This window comes from Pseudomonas sp. NFPP04 (assembly GCF_900113815.1).
GTDB lineage: Bacteria > Pseudomonadota > Gammaproteobacteria > Pseudomonadales > Pseudomonadaceae > Aquipseudomonas > Aquipseudomonas extremorientalis.
Genome location: NZ_FOQS01000006.1, coordinates 67,134 through 89,295 on the forward strand (window position 1 = coordinate 67,134; position 22,162 = coordinate 89,295).

A 22,162-nucleotide genomic window follows, 5' to 3' on the forward strand; every position below is an offset into this window, starting at 1 on the left:
AAGATGTGTGCGAAGCATAGTTGCAGGAAAGCCGCCTGGATAGCCCGCGCTGTGATCGATAACGTCTAACGCTATTCAGACCAGTTCTAAATTACCTTCAGCTATAAGCTAATCATTAAAAAATAGCATATTAACTATAAACATTATGCTTAGATAAACCCATCACCACCGACCACACGATGGAACTGTCATGACCCAGGCCCGACACCCCGAGAGACTCAGAGCCTTCATAGGCGCCCTGGCGGAATTGATCGACGGTAATCCACGCGAAGGCGACCTGCTGCACCGTGGCGGCAAGCTGCTGGCGCAACTGGTCAGCCATGACGACTGGCTTCCCGACGAATTCGCCCAACCCGATCCCGAGCGCTACCAGCAGTTCCTGCTGCATGCCGATTCACGCCAGCGTTTCAGCATCGTCAGCTTTGTGTGGGGGCCGGGGCAAAGCACACCGATCCATGACCACCGGGTATGGGGCCTGATTGGCATGCTGCGCGGCTCAGAGTTTTCCCAAGGGTTTGAACGCGCCCCTGACGGCAGCCTGGTGGCTGAAGGCAAGCCGATACGGCTGGTGCCGGGCCAGGTTGAAGCGGTGTCGCCCAAGGTCGGCGACATCCACCAGGTGAGCAACGCCCATAGCGACCAGGTGTCCATCAGTATCCATGTGTACGGCGCCAATATCGGTGCGGTGCGCCGCGCGGTGTACCAGCCCGACGGCAGCGAGAAGCTGTTTATCTCCGGTTATTCCAACGCCTTTCTCCCGAATATCTGGGATTTGTCCAAAGAAAAGAGCCCTGCCCTATGACCACCCTCTCCACCCGCAGCTTTGCGCGGATTCGCCAAGCCCTGTTGGACCAAGAAGAAGTCGCCCTGATCGATGTGCGCGAAGAAGCGCCGTTCGCCGAATCCCATCCACTGTTTGCCGCGAACCTCCCGCTGTCCAAGCTGGAACTGGAGGTGTATGCGCGCATTCCGCGGCGTGATACCCAGGTCACCGTGTATGACAATGGTGAAGGCCTGGCTGCCCGCGCTGCCGAACGCCTGGTTGCCTTGGGCTACACCCAGGTCAGCCTGCTTGAAGGAGGCCTGGACGGTTGGCGCAAGGCCGGTGGCGAGCTGTTCATCGACGTCAACGTACCGAGCAAGGCGTTCGGCGAACTGGTGGAAAGCGAACGCCATACGCCGTCCCTGGCCGCTGAAGAGGTGCAGGCGCTGCTCGACAGCCAGGCCGACGTCGTGGTGCTCGACGCCCGGCGTTTCGACGAATACCAGACCATGAGCATTCCCACCGGCATCAGCGTGCCGGGGGCCGAACTGGTGTTGCGCGCCCGCGAACTGGCGCCGGACCCGGCCACCCGCATCATCGTCAACTGCGCCGGGCGTACCCGCAGCATTATCGGCACTCAGTCGCTGATCAATGCCGGCGTGGCCAACCCGGTGTCGGCCCTGCGCAACGGCACCATCGGCTGGACCCTGGCCGGGCAGAAGCTTGCCCATGGCCAATCTCGACGTTTTGCGCCGACCAGCGAGGAGCATCGCCTGGCCGCCGCCATCGATGCACGCCGCGTGGCCGACAGGGCCCGCGTGGGCCGTGCCACCCTGAGCGACCTGCGTACCTGGCAGCAGGACACCACACGCACCACCTACCTGTTCGATGTACGCACCCCGGAAGAATTCGAAGCCGGCCACCTGCCAGGCGCGCGCTCCACACCGGGCGGGCAACTGGTGCAGGAAACCGATCACGTTGCCAGCGTGCGCGGTGCGCGGCTGGTGCTGGCGGATGACGACGGCGTACGCGCGAACATGTCTGCGTCCTGGCTGGCCCAACTGGGCTGGGAAGTGCATGTGCTGGATGACCTGCAAGCGGAGCACTTCAGCGAGCAAGGTACCTGGGTCGCGCCGGTGCCGGTGCCGCCCCAGGCCGAACCGATCAGCCCCTCGACCCTCGCCGACTGGCTGGCCCACGGCGACACCGTGGTACTGGATTTCACCGCCAGCGCCAACTATGTGAAGCGCCATATTCCCGGAGCCTGGTGGGTACTGCGTGCGCAACTGCCCCAGGCCCTGGCCAAGGTGCCCGCCGCCCAGCGCTACGTGCTGACCTGCGGCAGCAGCCAACTGGCGCGCCTGGCGGTGGCTGAAGTCGAAGCCCTTACCGGCAGGCCAGTGTTCCTGCTGCAGGACGGCACCGCCGGCTGGATCAATGCGCAACTGCCGCTGGAAGAAGGCGAAACCCACCTGGCCTCGCCGCGTATCGACCGCTACCGCCGCCCGTACGAAGGCACCGACAACCCCAGGGAAGCCATGCAGGCCTATCTTGACTGGGAATTCGGCCTGGTCGACCAGCTGGCACGCGACGGCACCCACGGTTTCTATGTGATCTGACCCGCCCACCGCGCAGCCTCGAGCGTGCAAGGTCACCCCGGCGACCAATGAGCACGCGATCCCTTGTGGCCGGGGCTGCCCCCCCCCTCTCACACCTTTCCAAGTCCATCGGGAGATACTAGTGTAGGAAGCGAAACAGGATGATTGGCATGGAGCATTGATCAATGAACAGGTCAGAACAGGCAAAGCCCGCCGCCGCACACCTGCACTGCGCGGACACCCCAGCGCTCTTCAGCATCCAGAACAATGATCTCGGTATCAAACTACCTCTGCACCTGAAACAGATGGGTGCTCCCGAACATTGCGGTCACCGCTCGGGTTGGCGCCATGTCATGGATCATCTTCGCCAATGCCAACGACCTGCCGGCATGCTGCTGGATGACTTTGTCGAGCGCACCTTCCAACACCCAGGCTCCACGCAGGAGTGGCACGAACCCTGGATCGGAATTTTTCATCACCCACGCTACGTGCCCCACTGGTACGACCCCAGCGCCGTGCCATCGGTGATCTTTCAAAAAACCACCTTTCGCAACAGCCTCAAGCACCTGGCCGGCGCTGTGACGTTGAGTACCACCCTCGGCGATTGGCTGGCAAAGGAGCTGGTCGTTCCAGTGAAGGTACTCAAGCACCCCACTGAAATTCCCGACCAACAGTTTTCCATCAACCAATGGGAACAGCAGGCGACCAAGACCCTCGTGCAAGTGGGCTGGTATTGCCGCAACAGCCGGGCGATTTATCAGCTGCGCGTACCGGATGACTACAAAAAGGTGCATCTACTGCAAGATCGCCCCTGGGTACACAACGCCCTGCAACGAATCGACAACCTGTCACCGACCCGACACCGCCCGCTGATCGGTGATGTCCAGGTGATCGAGCCGCTCGACAATCCGTCCTACGATAGCTTGCTCGCCCACAACCTGGTGTTCTGTGAATACCTGGATGTTTCCGCCAGCAACACCGTCATTGAAGCCATCGCGCGCAATACTCCTATCGTAGTCAACCGACATCCCGCTCTCGAAGAATACCTCGGCATCGACTATCCGCTCTTCTACGAGCACCTCGATGAAGTGGCCGCCCTTCTCACACAACCGGGATTGATTCGCAGCGCCTACCATTACCTCGGTGCGCTGGATAAAAGCTGGTTATCTGCCGAGACCTTCACCCGGCAGCTGATGACTTTCGTTAACCAGATCGGCACTGGAACGACAAAATGAGGGCCGCTTATGGCTACCGGGTCGAATCCGTTTTCTGTCCTGGGTGAGCGCGTACCCGCCGACGTTGTCCAGGCGCTGCGCCAAGAGATCGTCGAGCACTATTCCCTTGGCGCAACGCCTGCCCAACGACGGGAAGTCGCCTACACCACAGCCTGTCGCGAGCTGGTGGACATCAGCAGTCAAGCTTGGCGGCGCGGCTTGCACGACACAACCCCACTCAATCGATTACAGCATCTGGTACAGGAACGACTACGACCGGTGCTTCCCCATCTCGATGAACAGCGCTCGTTTGGCCGCCCGCAAATCGCCGTGCGCGAACCCGCAGGGCTGGCTACCTCACCTCATCTGGACGGACTTGAACAGGGCGCGTTGACGCAACACCCAGACCTGCCGACCGCGATCATAGGGGTCTACCTGGACGATGTGCTGATCCCGGACGACGCAGCACTGACTATCTGGCCCAGACAGGCGGACCAGGTCGCTCAGCTCCTGGCAAGCGGTACTGAGGGCTGCGCATTGTCAGCACACCTTGTCGCCATTAGCGATGCCTGCCTCGTGGGCGATCCGCATGCTCAAAATGTGCTTGGGCCATGCGGGTACATCTTTCTCCTCCTCGGGACCGTTCCCCACTGCAGCCTCAAGCGCATCACCGCAGGCCTGCGAATTGCCGTTTATTTTCGAGTGTATGCCACCCGAAAATCCGAATATAAAATGCATGCTAAAAATAATAAATAATAAACGTCATCAGCTTTTTCAATAATTACGATATAACCAAAAAGAACTTCACATCAGTTTTTTATAGGAATAGTGTTAAATCACTCACCGACCCCTTCTCCAGGCGGAGGTAATCGAACCCTGACTTGATCTGCCTGGAGCCTGCATCCCATGGTCATTACCCTCCCTTTCAAACGCCTGCTCCTGGGCACCGCCCTCGCCCTTGGCCTGATCGGCAGCGCCGCTGCCGCCGACCTGCAACCGCTGCGGGTGGCCAACCAGAAATCGACGATCAAGGCGCTGCTGGAAGCCTCAGGCGAAACCCGGAACGTGCCTTACACAATCCAGTGGTCGGAATTCCCGTCTGCCTCACCGTTGGGCGAAGCACTCAACGCCGGTGCCGTGGACATCGGCGCCCTCGGTGATGCGCCGTACGTGTTCGCCCTCGGTGCCGGTGCGTCTCTCAAGGTGGTCAGCATCATCCACTCCGAAGGGCGCAACACCACCGCCCTGGTCGTGCCCAAGGACTCACCGATCAAGACCGTTGCCGACCTCAAGGGCAAGAAGATCGTCACCGGGCGCGGTTCCATCGGCCATTACCTGGCGATCAAGGCCCTGGCCACCGCCGGCCTGACCACCCGGGACGTGCAGTTCATTTTCCTGCTGCCCAGCGAATCACGCCTGGTGCTGGATAACGGCACCGCCGACGCCTGGGCCACCTGGGACCCATACACCACCGTAGTGACCTCGCAAAGCCAGGCACGCGTGCTGGTCAGTGGCAATAAACTGCTGAGCAACCACCTGTACCTTGCCGCCACCAGCCAGGCCATCGCCGACAAGCGCCCGCAGCTCGACGACTTTGTCGCCCGCGTTGACCGCGCCTATGCCTGGGCCAATACCCACCCCGATGAATACGCCGCCGCCCAGGCCAGGATCACCGGCCTGCCGCTGGACGTGCACGTGACGGTAGCCAAGGACACCCGCCTGAACCCGGTCACGATCGACGACGCAGTGATCAGCGGCCTGCAAGCGACCGCCGACACCTATCAACAGGAAGGCCTGCTGCTCAAGCACATCGACGTGTCGCAGGGCTTCGACAAGAGCTTCAACGCCAAGCGTGTCCCCTTCAACCAAGCCTCGCGCTAAAAGGAGCAGCACATGAGCAAGCCACGTCATTTGAAACTGGGAGCCATGGTCCATGGCGTCGGTCACGGCTGGGGCGAATGGCGCCACCCGCAGGCCCAACCGAATGCCAGCACCAGCTTCGGCTTCTACAAGCAGCAGACTGAATTGGCCGAAGCCGCCAAGTTCGACTTCGTGTTCATCGCCGACAGCCTGCATATCCACGCCAAGTCCAGCCCGCATTACCTCAATCGCTTCGAACCACTGACGATCCTGTCGGCACTCGCCGCAATCACCACACATATCGGCCTCGTCGCCACGGTGACCGTCAGCTACACCGAGCCCTACCAGGTGGCGCGCCAGTTCGCGTCCCTGGACCATATCAGCGGCGGTCGCGCCGGTTGGAACGTGGTCACCTCGTGGCTCAGCGGCACCGCCGACAACTTCGGCAAGGCCGAGCATCCGCCCCACGCCGTGCGGTACCGCATCGCCAAGGAGCACCTGGATACCGTCAAGGGCCTGTGGGACTCCTGGGAAGACGATGCCTTCACCTACAACAAACAGTCCGGCGAATTTTTCGCCCCAGGCAAGCTGCATGCACTCAACCACAAGGGCGACTTCTTCTCGGTGAAAGGCCCGCTGAACATCGCGCGTTCGCGCCAGGGCCAGCCGGTGATTTTCCAGGCCGGCACCTCGGAAGACGGGCGCAACTTCGCGGCGCAGAACGCCGATGCGATCTTTGTGCACGTGGACAGCATCGAAGAAGGCCTGGCCTATTCCCAAGACCTGAAACGCCGCGCCAAGGGCTTTGGCCGCGATCCGCAAAGCCTGTCGATCCTGCCGGGCATCCGCCCGATTGTCGGCCGCGACGAGGCCGAAGTGGAAAGCCGCTACCAGCAGGCCGTGGAGCTGGTCACCGTGGAAGATGCCATCGTCGCCCTCGGCCGCCCGTTCAATGACCACGATTTCAGCCAATACCCGCTGGACGCGCCGTTCCCGGAACTGGGGGACCTGGGGTCCAACAGCCAGAAAGGCGGCTCCGACCGCATCAAGCAACTGGCCAGGGACGAAGGCCTGACCCTGCGCGAAGTGGCCCTGCGTTTCTCGCGGCCCAAACGTGATTTTGTCGGCACCCCGGAACAGGTCGCCGATGCGATCCAGACCTGGTTCGAGCGCGGTGCCAGTGACGGTTTCATCATCAACTCGGTGCTGCCGGATGGCTTGCAGTACTTCACCGAACTGGTGGCGCCGGTGTTGCAACAACGCGGCCTGCTGCGCAGCGAATACAGCGGCCAGACCCTGCGCGACAACCTGGGCCTGGAGGTGCCGGTGAACCGCTACAGCGTCGCCGCCGAGGTTGAAGCGCAGCAAGAGGCGCTGGCATGAGCCAATCCTCGCAGCCCTCCTTGCGCTCCGTGGAAGTCGCCCACTTCGACGCCTTGCTCGAACGCCTCACCACTGAGCTGACCAGCACCGCCCATCTCTACGACGAGAGCGGCGCCTTCCCTCACGCCAACTTCAAGTTGCTGCACGAGCACGGCCTGCTCGCCCTCACCGTGCCCAAGACCCTGGGCGGCGGCGGGGCCAGCCTGTCCCAGGCACGCAAGGCGATCAGTGCGATTGCCAAGGGCGAGCCGTCCACTGCGCTGATCCTGGTGATGCAATACCTGCAACACACCCGCCTGCAAGACAGCAAGACCTGGCCCGCGCACCTGCGCAGGCAAGTGGCCGTAGACGCGGTGCGCAATGGCGCCTTGATCAACGCCCTGCGCGTCGAACCCGACCTCGGCACCCCGGCCCGTGGCGGGCTGCCGGCGACCACCGCCGTGCGCACCGCCGAGGGCTGGCGCATCAGCGGGCGCAAGATCTACTCCACCGGCAGCCACGGCCTGAGCTGGTTCAGCGTGTGGGCCCGCAGTGACGACGCCGACCCGCTGGTGGGCGCCTGGCTGGTGCCCAAGGGCAGCCCCGGCGTGAGCATCATCGACACCTGGGACCACCTGGGCATGCGCGCCACCTGTAGCCATGAAGTGGTGCTCGACAACGTGCTGGTGCCGCTGGACCACGCTGTCAGCGTCAGCCCCTGGAGTGCGCCGGCGCCAGAGTTGGACCCCGAGGGCTTCCTGTGGATGTCAGTGTTGTTGTCCTCGGTGTACGACGCCGTGGCCCAGGCCGCCCGGGACTGGCTGGTGAACTGGCTGGAGGAGCGCCAACCGTCCAACCTCGGTGCGGCGCTGTCGACCCTGCCACGCTTCCAGGAAACCGTTGGCCATATCGACACCCTGCTGTTTGCCAATCGCAGCCTGCTCGACGCTGCTGCCGAGGGCCACACCCCGGCCGCCAACGCCGCGCAATTGAAGTACCTGGTAACGAACAACGCGATCCGCGCCGTGGAGCTGGCCATCGAAGCCTCGGGCAACCCTGGCCTGTCGCGCCATAGCCCGCTGCAACGGCACTACCGCGACGTGTTGTGCAGCCGCGTGCATACCCCACAGAACGACGCGGTATTACAAGGTGTCGGCAAGGCCGCCTTCGCCCAACGCCACAAGGAGCGCACATGAGCCAGGTGATTATCGCCAGCCAGCTGGACGAGGATTACAACGAGGTGATCCGCCAGCGCCTGGCGTCGATCCATCCCGAAGCCCAGGTGATCGGGGTGCCCGTCGGGGTACCCAGCGACCTGCCGCCCCAGGCGAATATCCTGCTGCTGCGCCCGATCAACGTGCGCGGCTATACCGCCCCGGACACTCCGCCACCCGGTTGGCCCTATGGCGCACAGTGGGTGCACCTGGTGTCGTCGGGCATCGACTTCTACCCGCAGTGGCTGTTCAACGGCCCTCCGGTGACGACATCGCGTGGCAGCGCCGCCGACAACCTGGCCGAATTCGCCCTGGCGGCGATCTTTGCCGCGTCCAAGCACCTGCCGGCCATCTGGGTCAAGGATGACCAGTGGCACTTCACCCCGCTGCGCCCGCTCAAGGGCACCACACTGGGCATCCTGGGGTTTGGAGCGATTGGCGAACGCCTGGCGCAGAAGGCCCTGGCCCTGGGCATCAGGGTGGTGGCGCTGCGTCAAAGCCCGGCGCCGTTCAGCGCAGGCGTGGAAGCCGCCAGGGACATCCACGACCTGTTCGCCAGAGCCGATCACCTGGTGGTGGCGGCGCCGCTGACCGAGGCCACGCGGCATATCATCAACCGCGACGTCCTCGCCAGCGCCAGGCCGGGGTTGCACCTGATCAACATCGCACGGGGTGGGTTGCTGGATCAGGAGGCGTTGCTGCAAGCGCTGGACAATGGGCAGGTTGGTTTGGCGTCGCTGGACGTGACCGAGCCGGAGCCATTGCCGCTGGGGCATCCGTTGTACACCCATCCGCGGGTAAGGCTGTCGCCGCACACCTCGGCGATTTCCACCCGCAGCAAGGAGGAAATCGCCGATACGTTCCTGGCGAACCTGGCGCGGTATGCTGCCAATGTTGAGCTGTACAACCGTGCCAATTGATCGCCGCTTACTTGATGCGGTAATGAAAGGTATTGCGCACCGCCGGCACCGCAACAGCCTTGCCATCGACGATCCTCGGCTGGTAACGGAAGGTATTCGCCGCCGCCAGTGATGGCCGCATGAACAGCGGATGGCAGCCGTCCAGCACCCTGGGGTTTTCCACGCGGCCCTGGGTGTTGACGGTGTACTCCACCGAACAATCGCCTTCGATGTTTTTGTCCAGGGCACGCTCGGGGTAGTCCGGCGCTTCCTTGCTCAAGGGCTGGTACTGGCGACTGTCGAACGCCGGTGCCGCAACCGGTGTCGCGGCCCGCGCTGTTTCAGCGGCCAGGCGCTGCTGGTCAGCACGCTGTTGTGCCTGCTCACGATTGTGCTGTTCAGTGGCCAGCCGTTGCTGCTCCTGCTGCTTTTCTTCGACGCGTTTGCGCGCCAGGGCGGCCTTTTCGAGTTTGCGCGCCTGGATCTGCGGATCGAGCGTGGGCTTTACCGGTACGGGAACCGCGACGGGCTCCGGGGGTGTGACGGCCACCGGTTCAGGCGCTGGAGCTGGAGCTGGAGCTGGAGCTGGAGCTGGAGCTGGAGCTGTCGCCGCCGGCAGCATCACCAGTTGGGTATGCATCACCCTGGGGGCCTCCACTGGCGGTACTTCCGTGGACCAGCCAAGCATCAATGCGGCCAACACCCCCACATGCAGCGCCACCGCCAGGCTGGCCGCCAAACTGTTTCGCCAGAATCCGGAAGGCCTCCGGGAAGGCATCGTCAGCGTCGGACTGTGCATGATCATCGCCGTCATTGCGGGGCCTCGGTCACCAGCCCCAGGTTGCTCACCCCACCCTTCTGCAACACCGCCATGGCCGCGACCACACGGCCGTAACCGGCGTTATCGTCGGCGCGGATGTACACCTGGGTGTCGCTGCGCGCCGCCACCACCTGCATGACCTTGGCGCCCATTTCGTCGAGGGTCACCGCGCTGTCGGTCTGGTGCCGGGTGTCGAGTTCACCGCCGAGGTTCCAGTAGTAGCCGCCATCGGCCTTCACCGACAGCGTGAGGATCTGCTGGCGGGTGTCGGTGGCCAGTGCCTCGGCGGCGACCTTGGGCAGCTCGATCTTCACGCCCTGGGTGAGCATCGGTGCGGTGACCATGAAGATCACCAGCAGCACCAGCATCACGTCGATATAGGGCACCACGTTCATCTCGGCCTTGGGCCCGTGCTTGCGTTGCGGCCTTGCTAACATGAAATCGCTCCTGTTCAGGCGGCCACGGCCAGGTGGCTCGACGTGCCGCGCAGCGTGCGGTGCAGGCGTACTTGCAGTTCGTTGCCGAAGGCGTAGTAACGGGTGAGCAAGGTCTGGCCGCGTGCCGCAAAGCGGTTGTAGGCGATCACCGCCGGGATGGCCGCGAACAGGCCGATAGCCGTGGCGATCAGCGCTTCGGCGATGCCCGGCGCGACCGTCGACAGCGTGGCCTGTTGCACCTGGGACAGGCCGATGAACGAATTCATGATGCCCCATACGGTGCCGAACAGGCCGATGTAGGGGCTGACCGAACCCACCGTCGCGAGGAATTGCAGACCTTTTTCCAACTCGATTTCCTGCTCGGTGATCGCCACCTGCACGGCGCGCTCGACACCGTCCAGCACCGCCGGGTCATGGCTGTGCAGGTGCTGGTATTCCTGAACGCCGGCGATAAAGATCGGCGCAATACCGCCCTCGCCCGCCTGCACGGTGTCGCGGTACAGCGGTTGCAAGTCCGGCGCAGCACGAAAGCGCTGCACAAAGCCATTCAACTGGCGCTCCAGGCGCCGCAGCACACTGCCGCGCTGGATGATCAGGTACCAACTGAGCAAGGAGGCCAGCAGCAAGGTGATCATCACCGCCTTGACCAACAGGCTGGCGTCGCTGATCAAGCCCCAGATCGTCATATGTTCCATCGTCGCGTGCATGGTGAAGCTCCTATTCGATAAAAAAGTGATGACCGGGTGATGACGGCTCAGGGCAACTTCAGCGCGCGAGTCACCTCGGCCCACGGCACCAACTTGAAGTTCTGGGCCTGCTCGGGCATGCGCTTGCGCCCGTCCTGCACCACCAGCATGCCTTGGCTCCACGGCCCGCCGAGGTTGAGGGCGGTGACTTCCAGGCCATCGGTTTCCGAGGCTCCATCGATCCCGGCCGGCGCATTCAGGCCGACGCGGAAGGCACCGTGGGTCGCGAACGGCGGCTCGGCATCCAGCACCAGGTAGCTGTCATTGCCCTGGCTGGAGATCACCAGGTAGTCGCGCTTGTCGCTCTGGTACAACGCCAGGCCCTCGACATCGGCGTGCAGCTGCGGGCCGACCTTGATCACGCTGGTGAGGGTGGCCGGCTGGTCGGCACGCGCATCCACCGCCCAGACACCGACGTCTTCTTCCCCGATAAACAGGCGCTGGCGCTGGTCATCGGCCACGCAACCCTCGGGCTGGCTGTCGACCTTGAACTGGCGCACCAACTCGCCCTGCACACGACCATCCGGTGCGCTGAGGCGGTATTGCAGGAAGGTGCCGTCCTTGCCGTTGGCGATCGCGTAGATCTCGCCACTGGCGGGCTGGAACAGGCAGATACCGTAGATCTCCTTGAGCGGTGTCGGCACTTCACCGGCTTCGCGCAGTTCGCCGCTCTGGCGGTCAATGCTGAACAGGCTCAGGCTGTTGTGATCGCGATTGCTCGCCACGGCCAGGTCGACAGTCTGCGCGCCGAGCTTGAAGTCGGGGCGTACGTCGACATTGTTGAGACGGCCCACCGCCAGCTCCTGCAACAGCTTGCCGTCAAGGTCGTAGGCCAGCAGTCCCTGTTTCTTGTTGGTGCCGAGGACACGGCTTTTTTCCGGTTGCGCCGGGTGAACCCAGATCGCCGGGTCATCCGCCGCGTCGCCCTGGCGACCGACCGGGTCGGTCTGGCGTACAGCGGCGACTTCCGGCAGTACCGGTCCAGCCGTCACGGGTTTGGCTTTCCAGTCGAGCCTGCCTTGGTAAAGCTTGCCATTGTCGTCATCGCGCACCAGCAGTTGCTGACCGTTGACGCTGAGTTGTTCCGGCTCCTTGAGGCCTGGCAGCGTCAGGCTCGATTGTTCGACCCAGCGCTTGCCGGTGTGCTGGAACAGGTGCAACTGGGCCGTCTTCGGATCAAGGGCGACCATCCCGCCCGGCACCAGCGCCATGGCGCCCGCTTCACGCCTGGGGTTGTCGAACAGCGCTACCGGCGTGCGCTTGACCTCGGCTTCCGGGTGGGCCGGGTAGGCCCACCAGCCGACGTTTTGTTCATTCACCACCAACTGATGGGTTGTGTCATCCACCTGGCAGAACTGCGCCGACGGCGGCAACGGCAGACCGCGTACACGCTGGGGTTCGCTGAGCAGTGTGGCGCCATTGCCCACCAGCCATTGCTCGCCCTTGCCCTCTTCACCCACCAGGAACACAAACAGGTGGGCGGCGCCGTCGCGGTACAGACACAGGCCGTTTACCGGGTAGTCGCGAGCGGGCAGGTACAGCGGTGTGCCAAAGGTTTTGGCGGACGCGTCAAGGTTGATCAGCACGGCTTGCTGGCGGTCGTTGTCGAGGCTGGCGACCAGTACCTGAGTACCGGCAGCGCGGGTGTCGAGGCTGCTGAAGTTGCCGTTGAAACGGGCGAGTTCGGTGCCTTTGGCGTCGAGCAGTTGCAGGCCGTTGCGGGTGCTGGCGGTGAGGCGCTCGGTGCTGCTCAGCACGGCCATGGCCTCGGCATTGAGGCTGGGTGCCCAAGGGGTCAGGGCCAGGTCCGTGGCCATTGCCGGCGCACAGAGGGTCAAGGCTATTAGTAGGTACAGCTTGGAAATCTTCATGTACGGCTCAATCCGTCAAAAACAATGGAGATCCAATGTGGGAGGGGGCTTGCCCCCCGATAGCAGTGTGTCAGTCAACACAGATGCCAGCTGGGCCACAGCCATCGGGGGCAAGCCCCCTCCCACATTGGAATGGAGGTGTGGGTTAGAAGTGGGTGAAGGTCAGGCCCAGCTTGTAGGTCGGGCCGTACTCTTCGTATTGGCCGTTGTAGCTGCGGTGGCCGGTGTAGACGAAGTACGACTCATCGGTGAGGTTCTGCGCTTCGAAGCTGACTTGCAGGTTCTTGGTCAGCGAGTAGCGCGCGCTGAAGTCGACAAAGGTCTGCGCGTCCACATGCAGGTCGTGGGCCTTGTCGTTGATCGACGCCAGCTCAAAGAGGTAGGCCGATTTGTAGTTGGCCGACAGGCGCAGGCTGAGCGTGTCGTCTTCCCAACCGAGCATCAGGTTGCCGACGGTGTCGGACTGGTTGGGCAGGCTGATGTGGCGCTTGCGGTTCGTACCACTGGCACTGTCGAAACCTTCGATGTCGGCGCTGGAGCGGCTGAACGTAGTGTTGGCGCCGATCAGCAGGCCGTTCCACGGCGCGGGCAGCCAGTCGAATTTCTGTGAGTAGGCCAACTCCAGGCCGTAGAGCCTGGCGCTGTCGCCGTTGGCGTAGGTGTGGGCCTCGGCGAAGTTGGTCCAGGCGCCGGTGCCGGCCAGGTCGGTGTTGTAGACGAAGTTCTTGATGTCCTTGTAGAACACGAACGCCGAGACGGTGCCGGCGCGGCCCATGAAGTGCTCGATGCCCAGGTCCAGGTTGCTCGATTCCAGGGGCTTGAGGTCCGGGTTGCCGAAGGTGGCTTCGTCATCATCGATCACAAAACCCGGCGCCAACTGGCCAAAGGTCGGGCGGACCACGGACTTGGTCCAGGCCGCGCGCACCTGGGTGTTCTTGTCGATCTGGTAGCGCGCATGCAGGCCCGGCAGCCAATGGTGATAGCGACGCTGGGTGTCGGTCGGGGTGAACACGCCATCGGTGGCGCCGGTGCCCTTGGCTTCGAACTCGGTGCCTTCGTAGCGCAGGCCAGCGATGAAGCGCCAGTCGTCGATGTCGACGGTGTTCATCAGGTAGCCGGCGTTGATGTCTTCGCGAATGGTGAAGTCGTTGACCCGGGATTCGGTCTCGTCGTAGAAGTCCGCCGGGTTGAGGCCGCCTATCAGCTGCTTGATCGCGCTGGGGCTGATGCCGGGGCCGTAGCTGCCCAGGCGGTAGTCGACAGTGCCCTTCTGGAACTGGCTGAGATTGAGCTGGTCGGCAGTGAAGCCGAGGGTGTCGAAGTCTTTGTAGACCCAGGCCTCCAGGTCGTTGTCCTTGTTACGGCGGCTGACCTTGCCGCCAAATTTGACCTGGGACGCATAGCCGTTCAGGTCGTAGTCGCGGGCCAGGTCCAGGCGCAGGTTTTTCTCGGTGTCCTGGGTGTTCTGTTTTTCCCAGTCGACTTTGTCGAGGCTGAAGTTGCGCGCGTCGTAGAAGGCGCTGCCGATGATCGGGCGTGGCTTGTCCTTGTCATGGAAACCACTGTTGGCAAAGTCGCCGCCGTCAAAGGTGGCACCGGCGATGTGCGCCGGGCTGTCTTCGCTGGATTGGCTGAAGCCGGCCTGGCCGCTCAGGGTCCACAGGCCGAGCATGCGTTCGCCGCCGAATACGTAGGACTGGATTTCCTGGGTCTCTTCGCGGTTCTTCAGCTTGCGCTTGCCCTCGGCATCGCCCAGTTGGCCGGGGGCCTGCGGGTCGGCGAATTCGAGGCTGGTGGAGTTGCGGGTTTCGGTGTCTTTGTAGCGGCTGTAGAGAGTGCGCAGGTAGTAGCTGCTGAAGTCGTCGGGCTTGTAATCGAAGTTCAGGCCGCCACCGGCCCGTTCGCGGCTGATGTCGTAGTCACGCTGTTCGAACTCGTTGAGCCGGGCGCCGTCGGTGAAGTCCCAGGCGCCGCCGGTCTCGACGTTGTCCGAGCCGAAGTCGCGCTTCTGCCAGCTCAGCGCGGCGGCGACGCCGAAGTTGTCGATGCCGTCGCCGAGGCTGAAACGGTTGCTGGCCGCGCCGGAGAATTTGGGGCTGGTCTGGCTCGTGTTCTTGTCGTAGCTGGCCTCGGTGCTGCCGGTGTAGAACAGGCCCTTGTGGTCGAAGGCCGACAGGCTTTGCACATCGACGGTGCCGCCAAGGGAGTTGGCGTCCATGTCCGGGGTGAGGGTCTTGATCACCGACAGCGACTGCACCAATTCCGCGGGCAGCACGTCGAGGGCCACGGCGCGGCGGGCGCTCTCCGGGGCAGGCACCAGGGTGCCGTTGATGGTCACGCTGTTGAGGTCCGGGCCCAGGCCACGCACGCTGACGAAGCGCCCTTCGCCCTGGTCGCGCTCCACGCTGATACCCGGCAAGCGCTGCGCCGCTTCGGCGACGTTTTCATCCGGTAGCTGGGCCACGCCGTCGGCATGCACCACGCTCTTGATGCTGTCGGAATTGCGTTGCTCCTTGAGCGCCTGGTCGATGGCCGCTGCCTGGCCGACCACTTCGACGTGCTCAGTGTTGGCCGCCTCGGCCGCGTTGAGCCGCTCACTGGCAATCGCCAGGGCCAAGGCAGTTAGCGTAAAGCTGACGAGCCCGGTGCGCTTGTACATGCAATCCTCCCCAAGAGTCCGTTGGCGCCAGGCAAGAGGCCCGGCAACTGGGAGGGCACGCTAGGGGTGGGGGATGACGGTTCTGTGACAGGGTGTGGTAGGAAGGCCCGTAAACCGGGGGTTTGAGCAGGATCCTGAGCTGGAATGAGCTGAAATGACCTGTGAAGATCAACTGTGGGAGGGGGCTTGCCCCCGATAGCGGTGGGTCAGCCCCTGGTTTCTCACTGACGCACCGCTATCGGGGGCAAGCCCCCTCCCACATTTTCTGCTTTTCATTGTCGACGGGATGAGCTGATTCGACCCTCCCCTACCGTCATGCAACCGTCACATCCATCTGCTGTGCTGTCGCCCACGACTGAACCTTGCAAGGACTCGCGGCCATGTTTTCCGTGCTCAAACCCCACCGCTGGAAACTCTCCCTGCTGCTGATCGCGGCCAACCTGGGGCTGATCCTGCACCTGGCCTGCGGCGAGTTGAAAAGCGTCAGCGAGTGGGCATGGCTGGATATCTTCGGCGAAGGCGGTTCCGCCCTGCTCGCCCTGGTCTGGCTGGGGCTGGTGCTGAAAAGCCGACCGGCCGGGCGCGTGACCAACTACCTGGCGCTGGGCCTGTCATGCATCTTCTTCTCCTGGTGGATCGACAGCCTCGACGAATTCATCCGCCTGCCCGACAGCATCACCTGGGACCACTGGCTGGAGTCCGGGCCGATGCCGGTGGGCATGATCCTGCTGACCATCGGCATCTACCACTGGCACCGCGAACAACTGGCGATCAGCGCACAGATGGAGAAACGCGAACGGTTGTTCCGCGAGCATCGGCTGTTCGACAAACTCACGCCCCTGGCCGGCGCCGACTACCTCAAGCGCCAGTTAGCCGACAGCCTGCAAGACAGCCAGACCCAGCAGCAACCACTGTCCCTGCTGGCCCTGGACCTGGATCACTTCGCCGCCATCAACCAGGCCTACGGGCATGCCGAAGGCGATGCGGTGTTGCAGGCCCTCAGCCATTTGCTGTTGCTCAACCTGCGTCGCCAGGACCTGCTGTGCCGCCTGGCCGGCGACCGTTTTGTGGTGCTGCTGCCCAACACCGGTGAGCGCCAGGCCAAGGAGCTGGCGCTGGAGTTGCAGCAGGCGGTGCGCGGCCTCGCACACAAGACCCGGCTGCACGGGGAACGCCTGCAACTGGTAGCGACCACCGCCGTGGTCATGGCCCTGGACGAGCCGCCCCAGGACTTGCTCAAACGCCTCAACCTGGCCCTGGCCAGGTCCAAGCAACCCCTGGCGAAAAGCGCCTGAGATGGCCGTGAAAACCAGCTGGTATGAAGCCGACAGCCGCTTCATACCAGGGCACTGCCAACCCGCCACGCTGATCGACCTGGCCTTGTCCCGGGACATCGACAGCCATCGCCTGCTGCGCGGCACGGGACTGTTTCACGAGGACATCCTGGCCGGTACGGCGCGGTTGAGCCCGCAGCAGTTTTTCGGGTTGATCGGCAACAGTCGCAAATTGCTCGACGCCGACGACAGCAGCTTTCTGTTCGGCCAGCGACTCCTGCCCGGTTATTACGGCGCGGCCAGCCATGCCCTGGGCCATGCACAGAACCTGCACCAGGCCCTGGAGATCCTGATCCAGCAACAGGTGCTGCTCAGCCCGCTGGTCACCTTGCACCTGGAACTGGATGCGCACCATGCCTACCTGTACTGGCGGGACAGTTGCGGCGCCGGCGAGCATTGGCGGTTTTTACTGGAAGCCAGCATGACCTCGCTGGTTGCCATGAGCCAGTGGCTCAGTGGCGAGCGCTTGCCGTGGGTGTGCTGTTTCAGTCATGCCGAACCGCGCTACATCGAGCAGTATTGGGTGCACCTGGGCGAAGAGACGCGCTTCGAACGGCCGCTGGATATGCTGAGCATCCCCCGCGAGTACCTCACCCGCGCGTGGCCGGGCGCCTCGGCCACCGCCGGCCAGGTCGCACGCCAGCAGGCCCGCGAACAGATCGAACAGCTGGGCTTTGCCAGCAGCTTTCTCGACTGCCTCTACGACTACCTGCGCGAACAGGTACGCCAACCGCCCAGCCTGGAACAGGCCGCGCAGGCCTTCGCCATGAGCCCGGCGACCCTCAAGCGCAAGTTGCACAAGCATGACACCGGCTTTCAGCAGCAGGTGGACCGCGTGCGCAAGCAGGTGGCGCTGCACCTGTACCAGGTCAAGGGCTACAGCAATGATGAAGTGGCGGCGTACCTGAACTTCAACGATGCGGCGAACTTTCGCCGTTCGTTCAAGCGCTGGACCGGCAGTACGCCCAACCTGATCCGCCAGCTGTTCAACAGCCGCTAGCCAGGCGTTCGCGCAGGAACTCCACCAGCGCCTGCACCGGCCGCGAGCTTTGCCGGTGCTGGGGGTACACCGCCGACAGTGTCAGGTCTTCGGGGGCGAACTCATCCAGCACCGTGACCAGGCGGCCATCCTTCAACGCCTCGCCGACGATAAAGGTCGGCAGGTAGGTCACGCCCAGGCCGGCGATGGCGGTATCGCGCAGCAGGTCGCCATTGTTCACGCGCATGCGCCCACTCACGCTCAGCGCCTGCAACTTGCCCTTGAAGCGCCACTGCACCTGGCGGCCATGGCCGTAGGGCAGGCAATCGTGGTCGGCGAGGTCATCGGGTTTCTGCGGGGTGCCGCGCAAGGCCAGGTAGTCGGGGCTGGCGCAATACACCCGGGGGATGCTGGCGATACGCCGAGCGATCAGGGTGGAATCTTCCAGGGTGCCGATGCGCAAGACCAGGTCGTAGCCTTCGCCGATCAGGTCCACGGGGCGGTCGCTCAAGTCGACCTCCACCGCCACCTGGGGATGGCGCTGCAGGAACAACGGCAACAGACAACCCAGATGGGCCATGGCAAACGACAACGGCGCGCTGAGGCGAATGGTGCCGCGCGGTTCGCTGTTCTGGCCGGCAATGCCCTGCTCCACTTGCTCGACTTCACTGAGCAGGCGCAAGGCGGATTCGTAGTAACTCTGGCCGAGTGGCGTGACATCCAGGCGGCGGGTGGAGCGATTGAGCAGGCGTACGCCAAGGCGATCTTCCAGCTGGATCAGGCGGCGGCTGACGAATTGCTTGGACAGGCCCAACTGTTCGGCGGCGGCGGTGAAGCTGCCGGATTCCATGACTTGGCAGAACAGGCGCATGTCTTCGAAGGGGTTCATTGTCGCTTCTCGGTGGACATTTGGTGTTTTTTATAACGGGTATGTCGCCACACCACAAATCAAATGTGGGAGGGGCGGTGCGACGATTCGACTTGCCCCCGATGGCAGTGTGACTGACACACCGCTATCGGGGGCAAGTCGAATCGTCGCACCGCCCCTCCCACAGGGATCACCTACAGACTTGAGAGCCAGTTACTTGGTAAACGCCGAGTAGCTGTTCATCAGGTTGCGGTAGTTGGGGATGCGTGGCGACAGCAGGTTGGCCAGGCCTTCCATGTCGTTGCGCCAGTCGCGCTGCAGTTCGCAAGCCACGGCGAACCAGTTCACCAGTTGGGCACCGGCGGCGGTCATGCGCGCCCAGGCGGCTTGTTGTACGGTTTCGTTGAAGGTGCCGGAGGCGTCGGTGACCACGAACACCTCAAAGCCTTCCTCCAGGGCGCACAAGGTCGGGAACGCGACGCACACGTCCGTCACCACGCCGGCAATGATGATCTGCTTGCGGCCGGTGGCCTTGACGGCCTTCACGAAGTCTTCGTTGTCCCAGGCATTGATCTGGCCAGGGCGGGCGATGTACGGCGCGTCCGGGAAGAGTGCCTTGAGTTCGGGCACCAGTGGGCCGTTGGGACCGCTTTCGAAGCTGGTGGTGAGGATGGTCGGCAGGTTGAAGAACTTCGCCACATCGGCCAAGGCCAGGACGTTGTTCTTGAATTCATTGGGGGAGAAATCCTGCACCAGGGAAATCAGGCCAGTCTGGTGGTCGACCAACAGTACAACGGCGTCATCTTTGTTCAAACGAGGGCTAGCCATGGTTCAACTCCTACGGGGGGATGGGTAATCAAAACGCAAAACACGAGCAGCCGAACGCACCCCAGAAACCCTGGAAGTCGCTGACCGGCACGCTGGAATGGCGGGCTTTTTCGTGGCTGTGGGCATGCACGCCGCACGGGCCGCTGCACTGGTGCACCTGCGCCTGCAACGGCGAGCCTGGACGCCAGTGCCCTGGCACCTTGACCACCGGCGACCAATCCGGCAGTACCGGCACGCGCGGGGGTGCGAAGTCTTCGAAGTCACCGGCACCGTAGACCACCTTGCCGCCGACCACGGTGAGGACCGACTCGATCCACTTGATGGCTTCCTCATCGACACTGAAGAAGTCCGCCGACAGCGCCGCCACGTCCGCCAACTGCCCGACCTTGATCTGGCCCTTCTTGCCCTGCTCGGACGAGAACCAGGCGCTGCCGTGGGTGAACAGTTCCAGCGCGGTCAGGCGCGGCAGGCCTTCGGCATGCAGTTCCAGGCCACCGACGGTGCGGCCGCTGACCATCCAGTACAGCGAGGTCCACGGGTTGTAGCTCGATACCCGCGTCGCATCGGTGCCCGCGCCCACCGGCACGCCTTCGGCTAGCATGCGCTTGATAGGTGGCGTGGCTTCGGCGGCCTTGGCGCCGTAGCGCTCGACAAAATATTCGCCCTGGAACGCCATGCGGTCCTGGATCGCAATACCGCCACCCAGGGCACGTACACGCTCGATATTTCTCGGGGTAATGGTTTCGGCGTGGTCAAAAAACCACGGCAGGCCATTGAACGGAATGTCGCGGTTGACCTTCTCGAACACGTCGAGCATGCGCGAGATGGACTCGTCATAGGTGGCGTGCAAACGGAACGGCCAGCGCTGTTCAACCAGGTGGCGCACCACCGGCTCCAGTTCCTGCTCCATGGTCAGCGGCAGGTCGGGACGCGGTTCCAGGAAATCTTCGAAGTCGGCGGCCGAGAACACCAGCATTTCGCCAGCGCCGTTGTGGCGCAGGTAGTCGTCGCCCTGGTGCAGAGTGACGCTGCCGGTCCAGTTCTTGAAGTCGCTGAGTTCTTCCTTGGGCTTCTGGGTGAACAGGTTGTAGGCGATACGCACCGTCAGCTGTTGGTCCTTGGCCAGTTGCTCGATCACTGCGTAGTCATCGGGGTAGTTCTGGAAGCCGCCGCCGGCGTCGATGGCACTGGTGAGGCCCAGGCGATTGAGTTCACGCATGAACTGGCGGGTGGAGTTGACCTGGTATTCCAACGGCAGTTTCGGGCCCTTGGCCAGGGTCGAATACAGAATCATCGCGTTCGGCCGCGCCACCAGCATGCCGGTGGGGTTGCCGTTGCTGTCACGCACGATCTCGCCACCCGGCGGGTTCGGCGTGTCCTTGGTATAGCCGGCCACACGCAGCGCTGCGCGGTTGAGCAAGGCGCGGTCGTACAGGTGCAGCACGAACACCGGCGTATCGGGCGCGGCCTGGTTCAACTCTTCCAGGGTCGGCATGCGTTTTTCGGCGAACTGGAATTCGTTCCAGCCCCCCACCACGCGCACCCATTGCGGGGTCGGCGTGCGGTCGGCCTGGTCCTTGAGCATGCGCAGGGCATCGGCCAGGGACGGCACGCCTTCCCAGCGCAGCTCGAGGTTGTAGTTCAAGCCGCCACGGATCAGGTGCAGGTGCGAGTCGTTGAGGCCGGGGATGACGGTGCGGCCCTTGAGGTCGATGACCTGGGTACCACTGCCGCGCAGGGCCATGGCTTCACCGTCGGTGCCCACGGCTACAAACCGCCCCTCACGGATGGCGACGGCCGTGGCGCGCGGGTTTTCACGGTCCACGGTGTGGAACTGGCCATTGAACAGAATCAGGTCGGCGTTCATAGGGTTTCCTTTACAGAGGCTTCGAGCCAGGGAGCGAACAGGCGGGTGGCCGCCGGCATCAGCAGGTAGACCACCAGCACGACGATGGTCACGGTTACCAGAAACGTGGCGACCACGTAGTTGGAGAGAAATGGGTGCAGGCGCAGCACCGGGCCCCATACGATCGGCACCAGCAGGGTCAGCGGCAGGATCACGCACAGGGTGACCACCGCCTGCTTCCAGCGCGGCGGCTTGGCGGCGTTTGGGGTTTCGGGGTTGAACCAGAATTCGTTGACCCCATTGATTTCGGTGTTGTCACCGTCGGCGAGCATGGGCGCGGCTTCGGCGATCAGGGTTTTGCGCTCGGGGGAGTCGAGCCAGGTTTGCAGGTCATCGGTGGAACGGTAGCGCAACACACAGGTAAACAGCGCCAGGTTGCCCTGTTTGCCGCGTACCACGTCGACACCGAGGTGGCCGGCACGGGCGCCGGCGATACGCACGATGCGGCGCAGCCAGGCTTCGTAGTCAGCCTCCAGGCCGGGTTTGATGAGGTGCTTGACCACCAGGGTGACGACTTCGTCGGGGCCTGGTTTTGTGGTTGGGTCCATGGGGTATCCCTCTGCCGTGAAGATTCAGCGATGAGGGAGTTTGAGGGGGGATGGGGTGGGGAAAATTGGATGTACGTGCTGTTTGGGGGGGGGGTTGTGCTGAGTACATATCCGTTATTTGGGTGATGGCGGATATTGGTTCCGCCCTTACGGCGGGTCACTTTTGAAAAGAGCCCAAAAGTAACCAAAAGGCTCTTGCCCCAACACTCGGCACCTCGCCTAGGCTCGGTGTGCCCGTAATCCGACAGGGATTCCG

General features: G+C 63.3%; 19 protein-coding genes. 10 read left to right on the top strand and 9 right to left on the bottom strand.

The genetic code is table 11. The features are described 5' to 3' along the window. The first annotated feature begins 190 nt into the window (after positions 1-190). From BM017_RS14940 to BM017_RS14975, 8 genes are all read left to right on the top strand, one after another. The gene (locus BM017_RS14940; protein WP_092245660.1) at positions 191-802 is read left to right on the top strand and encodes a cysteine dioxygenase family protein; all 612 of its coding nucleotides are present in this window, start codon (positions 191-193) and stop codon (positions 800-802) included. Beyond that, positions 799-2,382, top strand: a complete 1,584-nt coding sequence (locus BM017_RS14945; RefSeq protein WP_092245663.1) for a rhodanese-related sulfurtransferase — start codon at positions 799-801, stop codon at positions 2,380-2,382. The genes BM017_RS14940 and BM017_RS14945 overlap by 4 nt, the downstream gene beginning before the upstream one ends. Before the next feature lie 332 nt (positions 2,383-2,714). Then, complete coding sequence (locus tag BM017_RS14950; RefSeq protein ID WP_139216861.1) at positions 2,715-3,596, top strand: hypothetical protein; 882 nt, start codon at positions 2,715-2,717, stop codon at positions 3,594-3,596. A gap of 9 nt (positions 3,597-3,605) precedes the next feature. Beyond that, positions 3,606-4,331, top strand: a complete 726-nt coding sequence (locus BM017_RS14955) for a hypothetical protein (RefSeq protein WP_092245668.1) — start codon at positions 3,606-3,608, stop codon at positions 4,329-4,331. Between the two features lie 150 nt (positions 4,332-4,481). Further along, positions 4,482-5,456 (top strand): ABC transporter substrate-binding protein, encoded by a 975-nt coding sequence (locus BM017_RS14960; RefSeq protein ID WP_092245671.1) that lies wholly within the window; start codon positions 4,482-4,484, stop codon positions 5,454-5,456. 12 nt (positions 5,457-5,468) lie between these two features. Next, positions 5,469-6,818 carry an LLM class flavin-dependent oxidoreductase gene (locus BM017_RS14965; protein WP_071490098.1) on the top strand — a complete coding sequence of 450 codons (1,350 nt, stop codon included), beginning with the start codon at positions 5,469-5,471 and terminating at the stop codon, positions 6,816-6,818. Further along, a complete protein-coding gene (locus tag BM017_RS14970) occupies positions 6,815-7,993 on the top strand; it encodes an acyl-CoA dehydrogenase family protein (protein WP_092245674.1) in 1,179 nt (392 codons plus the stop codon). The genes BM017_RS14965 and BM017_RS14970 overlap by 4 nt, the downstream gene beginning before the upstream one ends. Then, positions 7,990-8,931, top strand: coding sequence for a D-isomer specific 2-hydroxyacid dehydrogenase family protein (locus BM017_RS14975; protein WP_071490100.1), 942 nt, complete (start codon positions 7,990-7,992; stop codon positions 8,929-8,931). Before BM017_RS14970 ends, BM017_RS14975 begins: the two co-directional genes overlap by 4 nt. Before the next feature lie 7 nt (positions 8,932-8,938). On the opposite strand, the gene BM017_RS14980 is transcribed toward BM017_RS14975, so the two are convergent. From BM017_RS14980 to BM017_RS15000, 5 genes are all read right to left on the bottom strand, one after another. Beyond that, on the bottom strand, positions 8,939-9,724 hold the full coding sequence (locus BM017_RS14980; RefSeq protein WP_092245677.1) for an energy transducer TonB: 786 nt from the start codon (positions 9,722-9,724) through the stop codon (positions 8,939-8,941). Next, the gene (gene tolR / locus BM017_RS14985) at positions 9,721-10,167 is read right to left on the bottom strand and encodes a protein TolR (RefSeq protein ID WP_071490102.1); all 447 of its coding nucleotides are present in this window, start codon (positions 10,165-10,167) and stop codon (positions 9,721-9,723) included. The genes BM017_RS14980 and tolR overlap by 4 nt, the downstream gene beginning before the upstream one ends. Before the next feature lie 14 nt (positions 10,168-10,181). Continuing rightward, on the bottom strand, positions 10,182-10,874 hold the full coding sequence (gene tolQ / locus BM017_RS14990) for a protein TolQ (RefSeq protein ID WP_092245680.1): 693 nt from the start codon (positions 10,872-10,874) through the stop codon (positions 10,182-10,184). Positions 10,875-10,921: 47 nt separating this feature from the next. Then, entirely contained in the window at positions 10,922-12,784 is a 1,863-nt protein-coding gene (locus tag BM017_RS14995) for a phytase (RefSeq protein WP_092245683.1), read from the bottom strand. Between the two features lie 145 nt (positions 12,785-12,929). After that, the gene (locus tag BM017_RS15000; RefSeq protein WP_092245685.1) at positions 12,930-15,443 is read right to left on the bottom strand and encodes a TonB-dependent receptor; all 2,514 of its coding nucleotides are present in this window, start codon (positions 15,441-15,443) and stop codon (positions 12,930-12,932) included. Between the two features lie 380 nt (positions 15,444-15,823). Here BM017_RS15000 and BM017_RS15005 point away from each other — a divergent pair, with 380 nt between their 5' ends. After that, positions 15,824-16,738: a GGDEF domain-containing protein gene (locus BM017_RS15005; protein ID WP_092245688.1), complete on the top strand. Its 915-nt coding sequence runs from the start codon at positions 15,824-15,826 to the stop codon at positions 16,736-16,738. 1 nt (position 16,739) lies between these two features. Continuing rightward, positions 16,740-17,777 (top strand): AraC family transcriptional regulator, encoded by a 1,038-nt coding sequence (locus BM017_RS15010; protein WP_092245691.1) that lies wholly within the window; start codon positions 16,740-16,742, stop codon positions 17,775-17,777. On the opposite strand, the gene BM017_RS15015 is transcribed toward BM017_RS15010, so the two are convergent. The 4 genes from BM017_RS15015 to BM017_RS15030 all read right to left on the bottom strand — a co-directional run bounded on the left by BM017_RS15015 (position 17,764) and on the right by BM017_RS15030 (position 21,906). Beyond that, positions 17,764-18,645 carry a LysR family transcriptional regulator gene (locus BM017_RS15015; protein WP_058425557.1) on the bottom strand — a complete coding sequence of 294 codons (882 nt, stop codon included), beginning with the start codon at positions 18,643-18,645 and terminating at the stop codon, positions 17,764-17,766. The two genes, BM017_RS15010 and BM017_RS15015, sit on opposite strands and share 14 nt — an antisense overlap. Positions 18,646-18,837: 192 nt before the next feature. Beyond that, complete coding sequence (gene ycaC, locus BM017_RS15020; protein ID WP_071490108.1) at positions 18,838-19,452, bottom strand: isochorismate family cysteine hydrolase YcaC; 615 nt, start codon at positions 19,450-19,452, stop codon at positions 18,838-18,840. A gap of 28 nt (positions 19,453-19,480) precedes the next feature. Continuing rightward, positions 19,481-21,319 carry an amidohydrolase gene (locus BM017_RS15025; protein WP_092245694.1) on the bottom strand — a complete coding sequence of 613 codons (1,839 nt, stop codon included), beginning with the start codon at positions 21,317-21,319 and terminating at the stop codon, positions 19,481-19,483. Next, complete coding sequence (locus tag BM017_RS15030; protein ID WP_092245696.1) at positions 21,316-21,906, bottom strand: antibiotic biosynthesis monooxygenase; 591 nt, start codon at positions 21,904-21,906, stop codon at positions 21,316-21,318. Before BM017_RS15030 ends, BM017_RS15025 begins: the two co-directional genes overlap by 4 nt. Between the last annotated feature and the right edge of the window lie 256 nt (positions 21,907-22,162).

Bases quoted from the DNA above. Each gene is read 5' to 3' on its own strand.
- BM017_RS15000 (WP_092245685.1), bottom strand. From the start codon at position 15,443: ATGTACAAGCGCACCGGGCTCGTCAGCTTTACGCTAACTGCCTTGGCC.
- tolR (WP_071490102.1), bottom strand. From the start codon at position 10,167: ATGTTAGCAAGGCCGCAACGCAAGCACGGGCCCAAGGCCGAGATGAAC.
- BM017_RS14970 (WP_092245674.1), top strand. From the start codon at position 6,815: ATGAGCCAATCCTCGCAGCCCTCCTTGCGCTCCGTGGAAGTCGCCCAC.
- BM017_RS14955 (WP_092245668.1), top strand. From the start codon at position 3,606: ATGGCTACCGGGTCGAATCCGTTTTCTGTCCTGGGTGAGCGCGTACCC.
- BM017_RS15030 (WP_092245696.1), bottom strand. From the start codon at position 21,906: ATGGACCCAACCACAAAACCAGGCCCCGACGAAGTCGTCACCCTGGTG.
- BM017_RS14975 (WP_071490100.1), top strand. From the start codon at position 7,990: ATGAGCCAGGTGATTATCGCCAGCCAGCTGGACGAGGATTACAACGAG.
- BM017_RS14945 (WP_092245663.1), top strand. From the start codon at position 799: ATGACCACCCTCTCCACCCGCAGCTTTGCGCGGATTCGCCAAGCCCTG.
- ycaC (WP_071490108.1), bottom strand. From the start codon at position 19,452: ATGGCTAGCCCTCGTTTGAACAAAGATGACGCCGTTGTACTGTTGGTC.
- BM017_RS15015 (WP_058425557.1), bottom strand. From the start codon at position 18,645: ATGAACCCCTTCGAAGACATGCGCCTGTTCTGCCAAGTCATGGAATCC.
- BM017_RS14950 (WP_139216861.1), top strand. From the start codon at position 2,715: ATGGATCATCTTCGCCAATGCCAACGACCTGCCGGCATGCTGCTGGAT.
- BM017_RS14965 (WP_071490098.1), top strand. From the start codon at position 5,469: ATGAGCAAGCCACGTCATTTGAAACTGGGAGCCATGGTCCATGGCGTC.
- BM017_RS15010 (WP_092245691.1), top strand. From the start codon at position 16,740: ATGGCCGTGAAAACCAGCTGGTATGAAGCCGACAGCCGCTTCATACCA.
- BM017_RS15005 (WP_092245688.1), top strand. From the start codon at position 15,824: ATGTTTTCCGTGCTCAAACCCCACCGCTGGAAACTCTCCCTGCTGCTG.
- BM017_RS14940 (WP_092245660.1), top strand. From the start codon at position 191: ATGACCCAGGCCCGACACCCCGAGAGACTCAGAGCCTTCATAGGCGCC.
- BM017_RS14980 (WP_092245677.1), bottom strand. From the start codon at position 9,724: ATGACGGCGATGATCATGCACAGTCCGACGCTGACGATGCCTTCCCGG.
- BM017_RS14960 (WP_092245671.1), top strand. From the start codon at position 4,482: ATGGTCATTACCCTCCCTTTCAAACGCCTGCTCCTGGGCACCGCCCTC.
- tolQ (WP_092245680.1), bottom strand. From the start codon at position 10,874: ATGCACGCGACGATGGAACATATGACGATCTGGGGCTTGATCAGCGAC.
- BM017_RS14995 (WP_092245683.1), bottom strand. From the start codon at position 12,784: ATGAAGATTTCCAAGCTGTACCTACTAATAGCCTTGACCCTCTGTGCG.
- BM017_RS15025 (WP_092245694.1), bottom strand. From the start codon at position 21,319: ATGAACGCCGACCTGATTCTGTTCAATGGCCAGTTCCACACCGTGGAC.